The organism is Corynebacterium frankenforstense DSM 45800 (genome assembly GCF_001941485.1).
Lineage (GTDB): Bacteria > Actinomycetota > Actinomycetes > Mycobacteriales > Mycobacteriaceae > Corynebacterium > Corynebacterium frankenforstense.
Map to the genome: position 1 here is coordinate 1,747,852 of NZ_CP009247.1, position 14,390 is coordinate 1,762,241.

General features: G+C 73.0%; 14 protein-coding genes. 5 read left to right on the top strand and 9 right to left on the bottom strand.

Annotated features, from left to right (window positions below):
* Positions 1-5: 5 nt before the first annotated feature.
* From CFRA_RS11885 to CFRA_RS07700, 4 genes are all read left to right on the top strand, one after another.
* Positions 6-1,487, top strand: coding sequence for a hypothetical protein (locus CFRA_RS11885; RefSeq protein WP_245797521.1), 1,482 nt, complete (start codon positions 6-8; stop codon positions 1,485-1,487).
* Between the two features lie 109 nt (positions 1,488-1,596).
* Entirely contained in the window at positions 1,597-2,295 is a 699-nt protein-coding gene (locus CFRA_RS07690) for a hypothetical protein (protein WP_075664163.1), read from the top strand.
* A 38-nt stretch (positions 2,296-2,333) separates the two neighbouring features.
* Positions 2,334-5,021, top strand: a complete 2,688-nt coding sequence (gene treY / locus CFRA_RS07695) for a malto-oligosyltrehalose synthase (RefSeq protein WP_075664164.1) — start codon at positions 2,334-2,336, stop codon at positions 5,019-5,021.
* A gap of 315 nt (positions 5,022-5,336) precedes the next feature.
* Entirely contained in the window at positions 5,337-6,323 is a 987-nt protein-coding gene (locus tag CFRA_RS07700) for a GTP pyrophosphokinase (RefSeq protein ID WP_075664953.1), read from the top strand.
* Positions 6,324-6,409: 86 nt separating this feature from the next.
* On the opposite strand, the gene CFRA_RS07705 is transcribed toward CFRA_RS07700, so the two are convergent.
* The 6 genes from CFRA_RS07705 to CFRA_RS07730 all read right to left on the bottom strand — a co-directional run bounded on the left by CFRA_RS07705 (position 6,410) and on the right by CFRA_RS07730 (position 10,376).
* The gene (locus CFRA_RS07705) at positions 6,410-7,405 is read right to left on the bottom strand and encodes a TIGR00730 family Rossman fold protein (protein WP_083666902.1); all 996 of its coding nucleotides are present in this window, start codon (positions 7,403-7,405) and stop codon (positions 6,410-6,412) included.
* Positions 7,406-7,463: 58 nt separating this feature from the next.
* Entirely contained in the window at positions 7,464-7,889 is a 426-nt protein-coding gene (locus CFRA_RS07710) for an RNA-binding S4 domain-containing protein (RefSeq protein ID WP_075664165.1), read from the bottom strand.
* Between the two features lie 90 nt (positions 7,890-7,979).
* The gene (locus CFRA_RS07715; RefSeq protein WP_075664166.1) at positions 7,980-8,213 is read right to left on the bottom strand and encodes a hypothetical protein; all 234 of its coding nucleotides are present in this window, start codon (positions 8,211-8,213) and stop codon (positions 7,980-7,982) included.
* 42 nt (positions 8,214-8,255) lie between these two features.
* Positions 8,256-8,897 carry an IMPACT family protein gene (locus CFRA_RS07720; RefSeq protein WP_075664167.1) on the bottom strand — a complete coding sequence of 214 codons (642 nt, stop codon included), beginning with the start codon at positions 8,895-8,897 and terminating at the stop codon, positions 8,256-8,258.
* Entirely contained in the window at positions 8,894-9,124 is a 231-nt protein-coding gene (locus tag CFRA_RS07725) for a HypC/HybG/HupF family hydrogenase formation chaperone (protein ID WP_075664168.1), read from the bottom strand. The genes CFRA_RS07720 and CFRA_RS07725 overlap by 4 nt, the downstream gene beginning before the upstream one ends.
* Before the next feature lie 4 nt (positions 9,125-9,128).
* Entirely contained in the window at positions 9,129-10,376 is a 1,248-nt protein-coding gene (locus CFRA_RS07730; RefSeq protein WP_075664169.1) for a nickel-dependent hydrogenase large subunit, read from the bottom strand.
* Between the two features lie 122 nt (positions 10,377-10,498).
* Between CFRA_RS07730 and CFRA_RS07735 the strand changes: the two genes are divergently transcribed.
* A complete protein-coding gene (locus tag CFRA_RS07735; protein ID WP_075664170.1) occupies positions 10,499-10,873 on the top strand; it encodes a hydrogenase maturation nickel metallochaperone HypA/HybF in 375 nt (124 codons plus the stop codon).
* On the opposite strand, the gene CFRA_RS07740 is transcribed toward CFRA_RS07735, so the two are convergent.
* The 3 genes from CFRA_RS07740 to CFRA_RS07750 are packed head-to-tail and all read right to left on the bottom strand — an operon-like array spanning position 10,792 to position 14,376.
* A complete protein-coding gene (locus tag CFRA_RS07740) occupies positions 10,792-11,439 on the bottom strand; it encodes a hydrogenase maturation protease (protein WP_075664171.1) in 648 nt (215 codons plus the stop codon). The genes CFRA_RS07735 and CFRA_RS07740 overlap by 82 nt on opposite strands.
* A 1-nt stretch (position 11,440) precedes the next feature.
* Positions 11,441-12,634 carry a Ni/Fe-hydrogenase, b-type cytochrome subunit gene (gene cybH / locus CFRA_RS07745; protein ID WP_075664172.1) on the bottom strand — a complete coding sequence of 398 codons (1,194 nt, stop codon included), beginning with the start codon at positions 12,632-12,634 and terminating at the stop codon, positions 11,441-11,443.
* Positions 12,631-14,376: a nickel-dependent hydrogenase large subunit gene (locus CFRA_RS07750; RefSeq protein ID WP_075664173.1), complete on the bottom strand. Its 1,746-nt coding sequence runs from the start codon at positions 14,374-14,376 to the stop codon at positions 12,631-12,633. Before CFRA_RS07750 ends, cybH begins: the two co-directional genes overlap by 4 nt.
* Positions 14,377-14,390: the final 14 nt, after the last annotated feature.

Here is a 14,390-nt window from a genome sequence, read left to right on the forward strand (position 1 = left end):
AGTGCGTGATTCCCGCTCTCGACGCCACCCTCACCGTGACCCGCGAGAAGGTCACGCTCACCCGCACTCTCCTGGCCGCCTCCCTGGCGGGGGCGCCGGAGCGTGTGCTCGACGTATCGGGGATTGACGACGTCGCGCTCGTCGCCCCGGACGAGTACCTCCCCGGTGCGGTGCGACTGACCTGCGCCGACGGGACGGTGGCGGTGCGCTTCGCGCCGCACCAGGGCGCGGAGGCCGAGTTCTTCGCCGAGGCCGTGCGCGCGGCCGTGCGCGGCGAGACCCCGGCCGACGACGCCGCCGCGATCCCGGTGCCGGGGCTCGACTGCGTGGTCGCCGACGTGCGTCTGCGCGACGGCAACTCCGGCCCGGTGGAGTCCGTGGCCGTGGCCGAGGTCGCCGACGGCGTCGCCGGGGAGGAGAAGGAGATCTCCGACGCCGCAGGGCTTGCCGACGCGCTCGGCTCCCGTGTGCTGGTGACCCACAACGCCCAGCTGGTCCTCGGCGAGCTGGTGCGCGCGGGTCTGATCTCCGGCCCCGTGTCCTTCGGCTGCACGCTGGCACTGGCCCGCGCCGCCCGCCTGGACCCGCCGGCCGAGGACCACACGCTCTCCGGGCTGGCCGAGGCGCTCGGCGTGCAGGGCGAGGGCCCGGCGCGCGTGGCGGGCGTGCTGGCGGGCCTGGCGCGTTCCTTCGGGCACGGCGGGGACGTCGCCGACCTCTTCCACGACCGGGGGCTCACCCTCGGCGAGGTGCGTGCCGACGGCACCGTCTACCCGGTCCTGCACGATCTCTCCGGTGCGGCCGTGGCCGCCCAGCGCCGTGCCCTGGCCGGCGCGGGCGACGGCGCCGATTCCAAGACTGATTCCGGGGCCGCGGCGGAGACCGCGAAGTCCTCCGGTTCGAGGGCGAAGAGCTCCGGCGACTCAACGGCCGGCGCCGCTGACACCGGTGCCTCCGCCGCCGGGGCCGAGGCCGGTTCGGGTTCCGGGACCGCCGAGGCCGAGACCTCGAACGCCGTCCAGGAGGCCCTGATCTCCACCGCCGAGCTCTCGGCGACCGCGCGCAACGAGTCCTCCGGCTCGGGCAAGGGCGGCAAGTCCGGCAAGTCCGGCGGAAAGAAAGGCGGGAAGTCCGGCGGCTCGCGCGGGCCGGCGCCCTGGGCCGCGGTGGCCACCCCGGACACGATCCCGGAGCCGAACCCGGACGCCGACCCCGAGGGCGTGCTCTTCGGCGAGAACGTCACCCTGACCGGTGACTTCGAGCCCTTCGACAAGGGGCAGCTGTGGGCGGGCCTGGCCCACCACGGCGCGAAGATCGGCAAGAACGTCACCAAGAAGACGACCATCCTGGTCGTCGGCTCCTGGGCCTCGACGACCTCCAAGGAGAAGCGCGCCCGCGAGCTGCAGGAGAAGGGCCAGGAGATCCAGATCTGGCCCGCCGCCGACCTGCTGGCCGCCCTCGGCCTCGACGAGGAACCGCCCTTCTAGACGCACCGGGCCCCGGGGGTGCCACCAGCCCCGTGCCACCACCGCGGGAACCGCCGGGCGGGTGCGGGCAGTCGGATACGGGTGAGAGCACCCGATCCGAGGAGTCCCCGTGCACCCGTCCCCGCACCGCCCGGCAGGCCTGCACCGCCCGCCGCCGGGCCCACCCCACCCGCACCGCCCGCCGGCCGACGCGCCGCAGCCCCCGACGCGCAACCCACCGCGCCTGGTGCCCGAGCTGATCGCCGCACCCGCGCGCGTGCCCGGCCTCGGCGAGGCCGCCTTCGCCCGCCGGCGTGCCACCGTCGCGCTCTCCCGGGAGCTGACCGCCGGGATGCGCATCGACGGCCGTCCGGCCGCCCACGGGGACCTCGCCGCCGCGGGACTGAGCCTGCACCGCGCGTGGCTGGTCGCCTGCGAGACGCTGCTGGCCGCCGCGCGCACCGAGTACGGGCTGCGCTTCCTCACCCGCCCGGCCACCCGGCTGTGCACGCACGCCCCGCCCGGCGCGCTCCAGGTCGCCGTCCACGGCGGCACCGACCCCACCGCCTGGCTGGCCCACCCGCGCACCTTCGCCGTGCTGCACGCGCATCTGCACCGCCTCACGGGCGCCACACCGCGCTACGTCGCCCCGCGCCGCGGGGTGCTCGTCGCGACGTCGGAAATCGGGGCGCACGCCCTGGGCGACTGGGCCCGCGCCGAGGCCAAGCAGGCCGGGAAAACGGCGCTGAGCGGGCGGTTCATCGAGTACGCCCGCGGCTTCCCGCGGCTCGTCTCCGGACACGCCGCCGCGGTGGCCACTAGCCTGTGAGGGAGTAAGGATCGCATGGGAAGGATTGTTGAGCCGACGTGGTCAACCGAGACATCACCGCCACCTACCGCCTGCAGCTGCGCGGGCCCGCCGCCGACCCCGACGGGGCCGGACGCGCCTTCACCTTCGACGACGCCCGCGCGCAGATCCCGTACCTGAAGGACCTCGGGATCAGCCACCTCTACCTCTCCCCCATCCTGTCCGCCCCGGCCGAGTCCAACCACGGCTACGACGTCGTCGACCCCACCGAGGTCAACCCGGCCCTCGGCGGCATCGAGGGGCTGCGTCGCCTGTCCGCCGCCGCCCGCGAGGCCGGCATGGGGGTGATCGTCGACCTGGTGCCCAACCACCTCGGCGTGGACACCGCCTACCTGAACCCCTGGTGGTGGGACACGCTCAAGCACGGGCGCGACTCCGCCTGGGAGGACTTCTTCGACATCGACTGGCACGACGACAACGGCGCCGACGGCCGCCTCGGCCTGCCGGTGCTCGGCTCGCCGGACGACGTCGAGGCGCTCACGCTCGTCGCCCGCGGCGACGACGCCTACCCGGCCGGCCTCGAGGAGCGCGCCGCCGAGGACGGCTCCGACGACGTCGTGCTCGCCTACTACGACAACGTCTTCCCCGTCGCCCCCGGCACCTGCTCGGGCCCGGACGACGACCCGGTGGCCGTGCACTCCCGCCAGCACTACCGGCTGATGTACTGGCGCGAGGGGGTCATCTCCTACCGCCGGTTCTTCTCCGTCAACGGGCTGGCGGGCATCCGCCAGGAGGACCCGAAGGTCTTCCGCGCCAGCCACCGGGTGCTGCGCCAGCTGTGCCGCGAGGGCCTCATCGACGGCGTGCGCGTGGACCACCCGGACGGCATGGCCAACCCGTTCCAGTACCTGCGCCGCCTGCGCCGCCTGATCGGCCCGGAGCGCTGGCTGGTCGTCGAGAAGATCCTCGGCGTCGACGAGCCGCTCGACGCCCGCCTGCCCGCCGACGGCACCACCGGCTACGACGCGCTGCGCGAGCTCGACGGGGTCTTCGTCAACCGCGCCGCCGAGGACTCGCTGTCCATGCTCGCCCTCGAGCAGTCCGGCTCCACCTGGAACGCGCAGGCCATCGAGGCCAGCGAGCACCAGCTCAAGCACGGGGTGGCCGAGTTCGAGCTCGCCGCCGAGGTGCGCCGCCTGGCCCGGGCCATCCGCCGCGACAACTTCTCCACCGCCGGCTCCAACGTCTCCGAGGACCGCCTGGTCTCCACGATCATGCACCTGGTCGCCGCCATGCCCGTCTACCGCGCGGACTACCTGTCGCTGTCGCGCGTGACGGCCACCGTGGTCGCGGAGATGTCGCAGCGCTTCCCCTCGCGCCGGGACGCCCTCGACCTGATCTCCGCGGCGCTGCTGGCCGACGACGGCGAGGCGATGACCCGCTTCGCCCAGGTCTGCGGCGCCGTCATGGCCAAGGGTGTCGAGGACACGCTGTTCTACCGGGCCTGCCGGCTGGTCCCCCTGCAGGAGGTCGGCGGCGCGCCCGGGCGCTTCGGCGTCTCAGCGGCCGAGTTCCACCTGCTCCAGCAGGAGCGCGCCCGCCTGTGGCCGCGCGCGATGACGACGCTGACCACCCACGACACCAAGCGCAGCGAGGACACCCGCGCGCGCATCATCGAGCTCTCGGAGTTCCCCAACGACTTCGCCGAGTTCGTCGGCGAGGTCACCTCCGTGGTGCCGGCCCCGGACGCGGCCACGGGCCACTTCCTGCTGCAGAACATCATCGGTGTCTGGCCGGCCGACGGGCAGGTCACCGAGAAACTGCGCGGGCGCCTGCGCGACTACGCGCTCAAGGCCGTCCGCGAGGCGGGCGTGCACACCACCTGGTTCGACCAGGACTCCGCCTTCGAGACCAACGTGCTCGACTGGATCGACGTGCTCGTCGACGGCCCGGTGACCAGCCGCATCACGGCCTTTGTCGCCGCGCTCGACGACGGCGCGCTCACCGTCAGCCTGGGCCGCAAGGTCCTGCAGCTGCTCGGTCCCGGCGTCCCGGACGTCTACCAGGGCACCGAGTACGTCGACCGCTCGCTGGTCGACCCGGACAACCGCCGCTTCGTCGACTACACCGCCCGCGCGCAGACCCTGGCCACGGGCGCGCCCGACTTCGCCGCCCTGGCCGCCGGCGACGCGATTGACGACGCCGCGCGTGCCGACGCCGCGGCCGACGGCACCGTCGCCGACGCCGGCGAGGAGCAAAAGCAGCCGAGCGGGCTCATCGAGGAGGTCTTCCCCGCCTGGCACGCGGCGCTCGACTCGCCGGACCGGGTCAAGCAGTACGTCACCCACACCGCGCTGACGGTGCGCCACGCCTTCCCGGAGGCCTTCGTCGAGGGCGACTACCAGGCCGTCTTCGCCGAGGGCCCGGGCATCGCGCACGTGATCGGCATGGCCCGCGGCGAGGCCGTGGACGCCGCCGACATCGTCGGCGAGGAGGGCCTCGACGAGCCGGAGCCGCCGAAGGTCAGCGTCATCGCGCTGGCGGTGCGCCGCCCGCTGTCGCTGGCCTACCGCGGCGGCTGGCGCGGCACCACGGTCACCCTGCCCGAGGGCGAGTGGACCGAGAAGATCACCGGGCGCACCTTCTCCGGCACCGTCGACGCCGCCGAGCTCTTCGCCGCGCTGCCCACGGCGGTCCTCGTGCCCGCCGACGCGGACACCGACGCCGCCCGGGAGGCGAAGGCCTAGATGGCCGGCGCGAAGAAGAAGGACCGCAAGAAGGCCGCGGCGGCCCGCGCCGTGCGCAGGACCGGCCGGGGTCCCAAGCCCTCTGCCAAGGCCCCCGGGAGTTCCTCCGGGAAGTCCTCCGGCAAGGCTCCCGGCAAGGCCAAGGGCAGGCCGACGAACACCCCCACCGAGGCCGGCAAGGCGAAGAGCAAGGCGGACAGCGCCCCTTCCGGTGCAGCCCCCGCCGCGGGCAACCGCGGCGGCAAAAGCGCAGCCCGCGCAACGGGTGCGCCGGGCGGGACGGGCGCGGGCGTCGTCAAGCAGGACGACCAGACCATCGCCGAGCTGGGCAACCGCTACCACGAGTTCCGGCGGCGCCACCCCGACGCCGAGGTCGAGTTCGCCGACGCCATCGAGGAGCTGCTCACCGACGCCGGCGTCACCTTCGACCGCGTCGTCGCGCGTGTGAAGACGTGGCGCTCGCTCAAGGACAAGGCCCGGCGCACCCGTGAGGACGGCACGCCGTCCTACCCGGAGCCGTGGACGGACATCCACGACGTCGTCGGCGTGCGCGTGACGGTCTTCCACTCCACGGAGATCCCGCGCGCCGTCGACACGCTCACCGAGTCGTTCACCGTGCGCCGCAGCGTCGACAAGACCGCCGAGACCCGCATCGCCGGCTCCTTCGGCTACGGCTCGCACCACCTGGTGCTCGCCGTCGACGAGACCGCGCACGAGGCCGTCGAGCTCGACGCGTACACCGGGATGACCTTCGAGGTGCAGATCCGCACCGTGCTGCAGCACGCCTGGGCCGAGTTCGAGCACGACATCCGCTACAAGTCCGGCGTCGACGGCATCGACCCGCGCGTCGACCGGGCCTTCACCCTGGCCGCGGGCCTGATCGAGCTGGCGGACCAGCAGTTCGACCAGATCGCCGCGATCCAGGGCGCCGAGGTCGACGCCGCCGACGACGTCGAGCTGACCCCGGAGACGCTGCCCGGGGTGCTCGCCGTGGTCGGCGGCACGCGCTACCCGCGGCCGCGGTCCGACGACTACCCGTGGCTCAACCAGCTGCTGGCCGCCAACGGGATCACCACCGTCGGCCAGCTGCGCCGGCTGCTCACCGCCGCCGACGTCGACGCGGTGCGCCATGCGATGGCCTACCGTTACCGGCCCGGCCAGGTGCGCCTGATCGACGACCTGCTGCTGGCGCGCTTCGGCGAGAAGCACATCGAGCGCACCGGGGAGACCGGCCGGCGTCCCGGGCAGCGGCCCGGCCGGCTGCGGCGTCGACTCAAGGCGCTGCGGGCGAACATGCCCTAGGGCCCGGCGGGGCGGAACCCGGCCCGGCGGGCCTCGGTGACGCGACCCCGGTTCGGGCCGGACCCCGGCTGCCTCGGCGCCCTCCCCTAGCGCGGGTACTTCGGCGCCGGTGTCTGCCACTGTGTGAGCGCGGCGCCCGCGGAGGCGAGGTCGTCGGCGACGATGAGGCGGTCGAGGTACCTCCCCGAGAGGAACCCGGCGCCGACGACGGTGCGCAGGTAGTCGACCAGCGGGGTCCAGTAGGCCGTGCCCAGCAGCACGATCGGGTGCGGGAAGCTGCCGAGCTGCTGCAGGGTCCAGGTCTCGAAGAACTCGTCGAGGGTGCCCGAGCCGCCCGGCAGCACGAAGACGACCCCGGCGGCCTCGCGCAGCGCGGCCTTGCGGGCGGCCATGTCGGGGGTGCGCGTCAGCTCGCTCAGGCGCGGGTGCGCGATCTCGGCGTCGATCATGCTGTCCGGCATGATCCCGCGCAGGCGGCCGCCGTGGTCGACCACCGCGTCACCGAGCACTCCCATCAGGCCGACGGCACCGCCGCCGTAGGCGACCTCCACCCCGGCGCGTGCGAGGCCTGCGCCCAGGCCCGCGGCCAGAGTGCGGCCGCGCGGGTCGACGCCCTCGGCGGAGCCGGCGTAGACGGTCGCCGTGCCACAGGCGCGCAGCCGATCCAGGCCCGCCAGCGCGGTGCGCGAGAGCTGGGCGAGCTCGAGTCCCTCGCGCTCGGCGGGGGTGAGCCAGCGGGCCTCGGCGATCTCGGAGTCCGGGCGGGCGTCGAGGACCTCGTCGGTCAGCCACAGCTCGCCGCGCACCGTGAAGCCGGGTTCGTTGGCCGCCGGGGCCGAGAGGCTGCCCAGGCGCACCATGCGTTCCCGGTCCGGGGTGCAGCCGATCTCCTCGGCGCACTCGCGCAGGATGGTCTCGGCCTCGCTCTCGCCGGCCTCGGGCTTGCCGCCGGGGAACTGGAACTTCCCGCTGCCGCGCTTGCGCACCTGCAGCACCGCGCCGTCGTCGCGACGGGCGATCAGGCCGCAGACGCGGATGACGCGTTCGTCGGAGGTGTCGGTAGCCGCAGCGGGATTGGTCATGCGGCCCGTTATACCCCTCCCGGAGGACGGGCCGGGGCACCGGGGCGCGGCGCGGGCGTCAGCGCCGCCGGTCGCGGCTGGAGTGCCCGCGCAGCCGGTCCAGCTCGCGGCGCTCCTTCTTCGTCGGGCGCCCGGCGCCCCGGTCGCGCACCGGCATGCTCGCCAGGATCTCCTTCGGCGGGGGCGGCGGGGTGTGGTCGATGTAGCAGCTGCGCGCCACGGGTGCGGAGACCCGCGTGCGCACGGTCGCGGTGACCTCGACGTCGACCTCGTGGTGGTTGGCCCACACGCGCACCCGGTCGCCCGGCACCACCTGCTGGGCGGGCTTGACCGAGGCCCCGTTGAGCTTGACGTGCCCGGCCCGGCAGGCCTGGCCGGCCGCCGACCTGGTCTTGATCAGCCGCACGGCCCACACCCACACGTCGATGCGCACCGGCAGCCCCGAGGGCTCCCCGCGTCCGGGTCCCCCGCCGTTCTTCGCCATCGTCCGATCCTCCGTCACATCTGGGCCCGAGGGCCCAGACATCTGCGCTTGACGCCCGCGCCGCGCCCACGCCGGAGCGCCGTCCCTGTCTTAGTACTGGTCCTTGTGGTTGACGATCTTCCGGATCCGCGACCAGTAGTACCCGCCGCCGACCACCGCGACGACCAGGCCGATGATCAGCCAGGTCCAGCTGGTGAACAGCAGGCCGAGCGCGATGCCGCCGACCACGCCGCCGCCGACGCAGACCGCGGCGTTGCGCGAGTAGGTTCGCACGGCGGTCTTGCGGGCCTCGATGGGGTTGCGGGGGTAGCGCTGCATGCTCATGCGCACGATTCTATCCGCTCCCCCGCCCGCGGGCCGCACGCCTTAAACCGGCACCTCGATCCAGGCGGTGCCGGCCTCGGCGGGCTCGGCCCCGCCGGCGGTGACCGCGGCGAGGGTGGCGAAGAGCGCCTCGACCCCGTCGAGGTCGCAGGCCAGGGTCAGGGTGACCGCCGCTCCGTAGGCGACGTCGGTGACGGTGACCCCGCGGGCGCGCAGGTCGGCCTCGACGCGGCCGGCCTCGGCATGCGGCAGCTCGACGGTGAACAGACGCCGGCGCACCCGCCTGACCCGCGGCACCTTCGGCAGCAGGTCGCCCACGGCGTTGGAGTAGGCGTGCACCAGCCCGCCGGCGCCGAGCTTGACCCCGCCGAAGTAGCGCACGACCACCGCGGCCACATCCAGCATCCCGGAGCCTTTGAGCTGCTCGAGCATGGGGCGCCCGGCGGTGCCGGAGGGCTCGCCGTCGTCGGAGGAGCGCTCGACCGGGTTGGCGTCGTCGACGTGGTGGATGAACGCCGAGCAGTGGTGGCGCGCGTCCGGGAACTCGGCGCGCGTGGCGTCGATGAAGGCTCGGGCCTCATCCTCGTTTCGCACCCGGCGGATCAGGCAGATGAACCGGGAGCGCTTGATCTCGTCTTCGCCGCGGAACGTCTCGCCCGCGACGGGCAGCAGGTAGGAGCTCATCCGCCGAGCATGTCGAACTCGTGTATGGTGCGCAGCGTCTCCTCGGCCTCGGCCTTCTCGACGGTGTCGACGGCGAAGCCGTGCTGGAACATCACGAAGTCGCCGACCTCGACCTCGGGGGTGTAGGCGAAGCAGCAGGGCCGCTCGTCGCCGACGACGTCGATGAGGCCCATCGGCATCAGGCCCTCACCGGTCTTGATCACCTTTCCGGGGATTCCCAGGCACATACGCTTACTCCTTTTCTCCGGGTTCCATCGTAGCGACCTCCACGTGCATCGCCCCGGGCGGCGCCGAGGAGCACGGCAGGCACGGGTCGGCCGTGCGGATCGCCTGTTCCATGCCCTCCTCCCCGGCGCCGGAGCGCGCCGCGTCGGTGAGCATCGCCGCCAGCCACGGCTCGTTCTGCGCGGTGGGCGTGAGGATCCAGCAGCCGGTGAGCCTTCCCTCGGCGTCGACGTCGAAGACGTGCGCGAGCAGCCCGCGCGGCCCGTCGACCAGGCCCACGCCGCGCCCGGCACGCTTGACGACGTCGTCGTGGTCGCCGCCGGCGCGCAGCGCCGCGTCGGCGTCGCCCGGCGTGCTTTCCGACGCCCGCGCGTCCCGCGCGTGCGAGTCCGCGTCCCGCGCGTGCGACTCCGTACCCGGCGCGTCCGCGGGGCCGCCGAGCTTCTCGAGCGCGGCGGCCACGCCGTCGAGGCTGTCGGCCACGCCGAAGCGGTCGCCGCTGGTTACCCGGGCGGCGGGCCCCACGCGGTAGGGCAGCCAGTCTTCGCCGAGGAGCACCTCCGGGCGCGGCGAGGTCGCCCCCGGGCGCGACTCGCGCACCCGCTCGGGGAACTCGACGACCGGGCGGATCTCGCGGGTCTCGCCGGCGACCACGACGAAGAACGCACCGAGCGGGTCCCAGGCGCCGTTTTCGTCGCAGAGGTAGACGTCGGCGGCGCCGTCGAAGGCCGGGGCGGCGAGCCCCGGCAGGTCGGCGGCACGTTCGCGCAGGTCGGCGAGCACCGCGACGTCGACAAGCGAGGTGTCGGCGTCGTTGTTCACCCCGCCCGGCACGGCGACGTCCGGGAAGTGACCGGGGCAGCCGGCGGCCTTGAGCACCTGCTTGCCGAAGCGCTTGAGCTCCACCGCCAGCTCACGGTGGGTGAACAGCAGCTTCGGGGCGAGCGTGTCGAGCACCGAGCCGTGGTGCAGCAGCGAGCGCACCGCCTGCGCGCGCGGCGGGACCGCGATCCCCGCGAGGTCGTCGAGGGCGCGCATCGCGGCGAGGTGGTGGGTGACCGGGCACAGGCCGCACAGGCGGGTGACCAGCTGCGGAACCTCCGCGGTCGTGCGCCCGACGAGCATCGGGTCCACCCGCGGGAAGCCGCTCAGGTCAAAGGCCGCCTCGTCGATCTGACCGGCGGCTTCGTGGCGCACGTGCACCACCGCACCGGCCGGGTCGACGAGCTGGTCGACGCGGAGTTTCTTTGTCATCGCTTCCGGGTCCTTCCTCTCACGGGGCCGGGTGTGTTGCTGGGGTGGCGCGCGGCGCGGGTCCCGGGGCGCCCGTCCCCTGCCCGCGATCCTAGGGAGGCTCCGGTTCCTAGGATGGGGGCATGCATGAGCTGAGTCTTCTGACCGGGGTGGTCTCCGCCGTCGAGTCGAGCGCCGGCGGGCGCGCCGTCGAGGCCGTCGGCCTGACCGTGGGACGCCGCTCCGGGGTGGTGCTCGAGGCGCTGCACGGGGCGTGGCCGGTGGCGCGGGCGGGCACCGTGTGCGAGGGCGCGCGCCTCGAGGTCACGGACGTGCCGGCGACGGTGTACTGCCCTCAGTGCGCCACCGAGCGGGAGATCGACGAGTTCTTCGACCTGACCTGCCCGGTCTGCCACACCCCGACCGCCGACCTGCGTCACGGACGCGAGTTCACGCTCGACTGGGTCGACGTCGCCGACGGGGACGGCGGTTCCGGCGCGGCAGGCCCGGAGGACTGAGCGGGGACGTCTGCGCCGGCCGCGCCGTCAGCGCCGGCCGTGCCGTCACCGCGGGCCGTGCAGTCAGCGTCAGCGGCTTCGACGTCCGCGCCGGCGGGCCCCGAGGTCCAGGCGGCGAGCTGGTCGAGGGCGAGCTGTGCAGCGGCCTCGAGACCGCTGCGGGCGGTCTCGGTGAGGCCGACCTCCAGCTCGATCTTCTCGGCGACCACCCCGACGACGACCAGCTCGTCCGGCTCGTCGTTGAGCAGGCGCGCCGCGCCGAAGAGGTCCATCAGCCCCACCTGGTGCGGCGAGACGTTCTGCGGGATGAAGCGGCGGATGTCCGCCCCCTCGAGCCGCACGGCCTCGCCGGGTACGCCGGGGCCGGCCACGGCGTCGAGCACCAGCAGGCGCTCGGCGTCCTGGAACTCGCCGAGCAGCTCCAGGCCCGCGATCGCCCCGTCGACGTAGTCCACGCCGGCCGGGCCGCGGTCCTGGACGAGCTCGAGGAGCGCCTGGCCGATGCCGTCGTCGCCCATGATGGTGTTGCCCACCGCCAGGCAGGTGATCTTGCCGGGGACGGTCACGTCAGCCGATCCTCGGGCCGTCGACCGGGTTGGCGTCGCGGTGCAGCCAGTAGCCGCCGTTGAGCATGGCGGACAGGCCGGAGTGCTTCTCCACCGAGTCGGCGCGGATGACCAGGTAGACGTGCAGGATCACGAACGCCCAGATGATGAACATGATCGCCGCGTGGATCAGGCGCACCCACGGGATGCCCAGCAGGTCCACCGGCAGGCGCACGATGTCCCAGTACCAGACCGACGGCTTGGGCAGCGCGTAGAGCGCCAGGCCGGTGAAGATCTGGACGACCGAGAGCGCGTAGATGCCCGTGTAGGCGAACTGCTGCAGCGCGTTGTGGCCGACGTAGAGGGGCGCCGGTCCCTTGCCGAGGAACAGGTAGTGCTGCGCCGTGCGCAGCATGTTCTTGGCGTCCTCCATGTTGTAGATCGGCCACAGGGAGCGCCACCGGTTCTGCCGGGTCTTGGCCACGCACAGCAGCCAGACCCGCCACAGCGCCAGCACGCACCAGGCGAAGCCGCAGGCGATGTGGGCGAAGCGGATCCAGCCCATCAGGAAGCCGGTGTCGGCGGCCGGGTCGGGCCCGAAGAACGGGTCCATGATGAAGTAGCCGGTCACCGTCAGCGCGATGATCAGCGCCAGGTTGATCCAGTGCTGCCAGCGCAGGGCGGTCGGCCAGACCTCCACGCGCACCCACTCCGGGGTGTTGTTGTCCACGGCGCGGGCCAGCTCGGACTCCTTGACCACGGACATGGCCACGAAGCCCTGCATCTGCATCGGCCCGACGTTGCCCAGCAGGTCCTTCTCCGCCACGGCCACGCCGAGGCAGCGCCGGCCCATCCGGCCCATCGAGCGGACGTTGCGGTTGAGCAGGCGGCGCTGGGCGCCGGTCATCTCCGCGACCTCGGCCACCGACTCGAGGTCGCCGCGCAGGATCACGCGGTCCTCCATGTCGGCGCGCGAGTAGCGCCGCTCCGGGGTCGCCGGGGTGAACTTGTCGTCCGGGACGATCTCCGGCTCCACGCCCTGACGGTTCGCGCGCAGCGAGCCGACCAGCGCCCGGTCGACCGGGTCGTCGGAGCCCGCCGGCGCGGCGGCCGCGGCGGCGAGCACCTCCGTGGGCGCCAGCCGGGACAGGGCGAAGGCCTGGTAGACGCGGATCGCGGGGGCGTCCGAGGCCGCCCGGCGCAGCGAGGAGGTCATTCTGTCATCACCTGGAATATCTCGTTGCCCTCCGGGTCCAGCAGGTGGACGCCGCAGGCCATGCACGGGTCGAAGGAGTGGATGGTGCGCAGGACCTCGAGCGGCTGCTTCGGGTCGACCAGCGGGTGGCCGCCGGCCAGCGACTCCTCGTAGGGGCCGCGGTTGCCCTCCGGGTCACGGCCGCCGGCCAGCCAGGTCGTCGGCACGACGGCCTGGTAGTTGGCCACCTTCTTGTCCTTGACGGTGACCCAGTGGCTCAGGCAGCCGCGGGCGACCTCGACGATGGCGAAGCCGTCGGCCTCCTCGGGCCAGGAGCTCGGCTCCCAGTGGGTCTTGTCGAAGACGTCGAAGTCCCCGCCGCGCAGGTTGTCGATGAACTTGGGGAAGATCTCGTCGCGCAGCTTCTCGGCGGCCGTCACCGACTCCACCGCGCGCGCCAGTGTGCGCCCGGCCGTCGAGTTCAGCTGGGAGACCTTGATGTCGTACTTCTTGAGCGCGGAGTCGACGAGCTCCTTCGTGCGCTTGTGGCCCTGGATGTAGGCGCTGAGCACGCGCGAGATCGGGCCGACCTGGGTGGGGCGGCCGTCGTACCGCGGCGCCTTGGAGAAGGTGTAGCGCCCGTCGTCGGCGTGCGCGAGCCACTCGTAGGGCGGCTCCGGGCCGGTGTAGTCGGCCGTAGTCTCGCCGACCGAGGGGTGCAGGCCGACGTCGTTGCCCTCCTCGTAGCTGAACCAGGCCGAGGAGATGTACTCCTTGATCAGGTCCGGATCCAGCGGGTGGACCTTGGAGTAGTCGCCGTCGAGGATGACGCCGGGGCGCACCCCGTCGTCGCCCAGCGAGACCGGCTGCTGCAGGTCGTGGCCGACGTAGGCGGTGCCGGCCATGCCGACGGCCAGGAAGTTCGGGGCCGCCGCCCCGATGTCGAAGTAGTCCTTGTAGACGCCCATGATCGCCAGGGCGTCCGGGAGGTAGCAGTCGTTGACGAACTCGTGGATCTCCTCGATCCACTGGCGGATCTTGTCGATCTGCACCTGGTTGACCGTCTCGGACTTCTCCGTGTCGATCGAGCAGGCCATGCCGCCGACCAGGAAGTTCGGGTGCGGGTTCTTGCCGCCGAAGACGGTGTTGATGCGGATGATCGAACGCTGGAACTGCAGCGCGTCCAGGTAGTGGGACACGGCCATCAGGTTCGCCTCCGGGGGCAGCCGGTAGTCCGGGTGCTCCCAGTAGCCGTTGGTGAACACCGACAGCTGGCCGGAGTCCAGGATCTCCTGGAGGGTGTTCTTGACCTGGGTGAACTTCTCCTCGGAGTTCAGCTTCCACTTCGAGCCGATCGACTGGGCGAACTCGACGGTCTTCTTCGGGTCCGCCTCGGCGGCGGCGACCACGTTGACCCAGTCCAGGGCGTGCAGGTGGTAGAAGTGCACGACGTGATCGTGCAGCTCCTGGGAGCTGAGCACCATGTCGCGGATGAGCTGCGCCTGCTCCGGGGGCCGCGAGCCGATCGCGTCCTCGACGGCGTGCACCGAGGCGATCGAGTGCACGGCCGTGCACACGCCGCAGATGCGGCCGACGAAGGCCCAGACGTCGCGCGGGTCGCGCCCGCGGCAGATGTCCTCGATGCCGCGGTACTGCGTGGTCTCGGACCACGCGTCGGTGATCTTGTCGTTCTCCGTCTCCAGCTCGATGCGCAGGTGGCCCTCGATGCGGGTGATCGGGTCGACGACGATGCGTTCTGCCATTGTTCTCGGGTCTC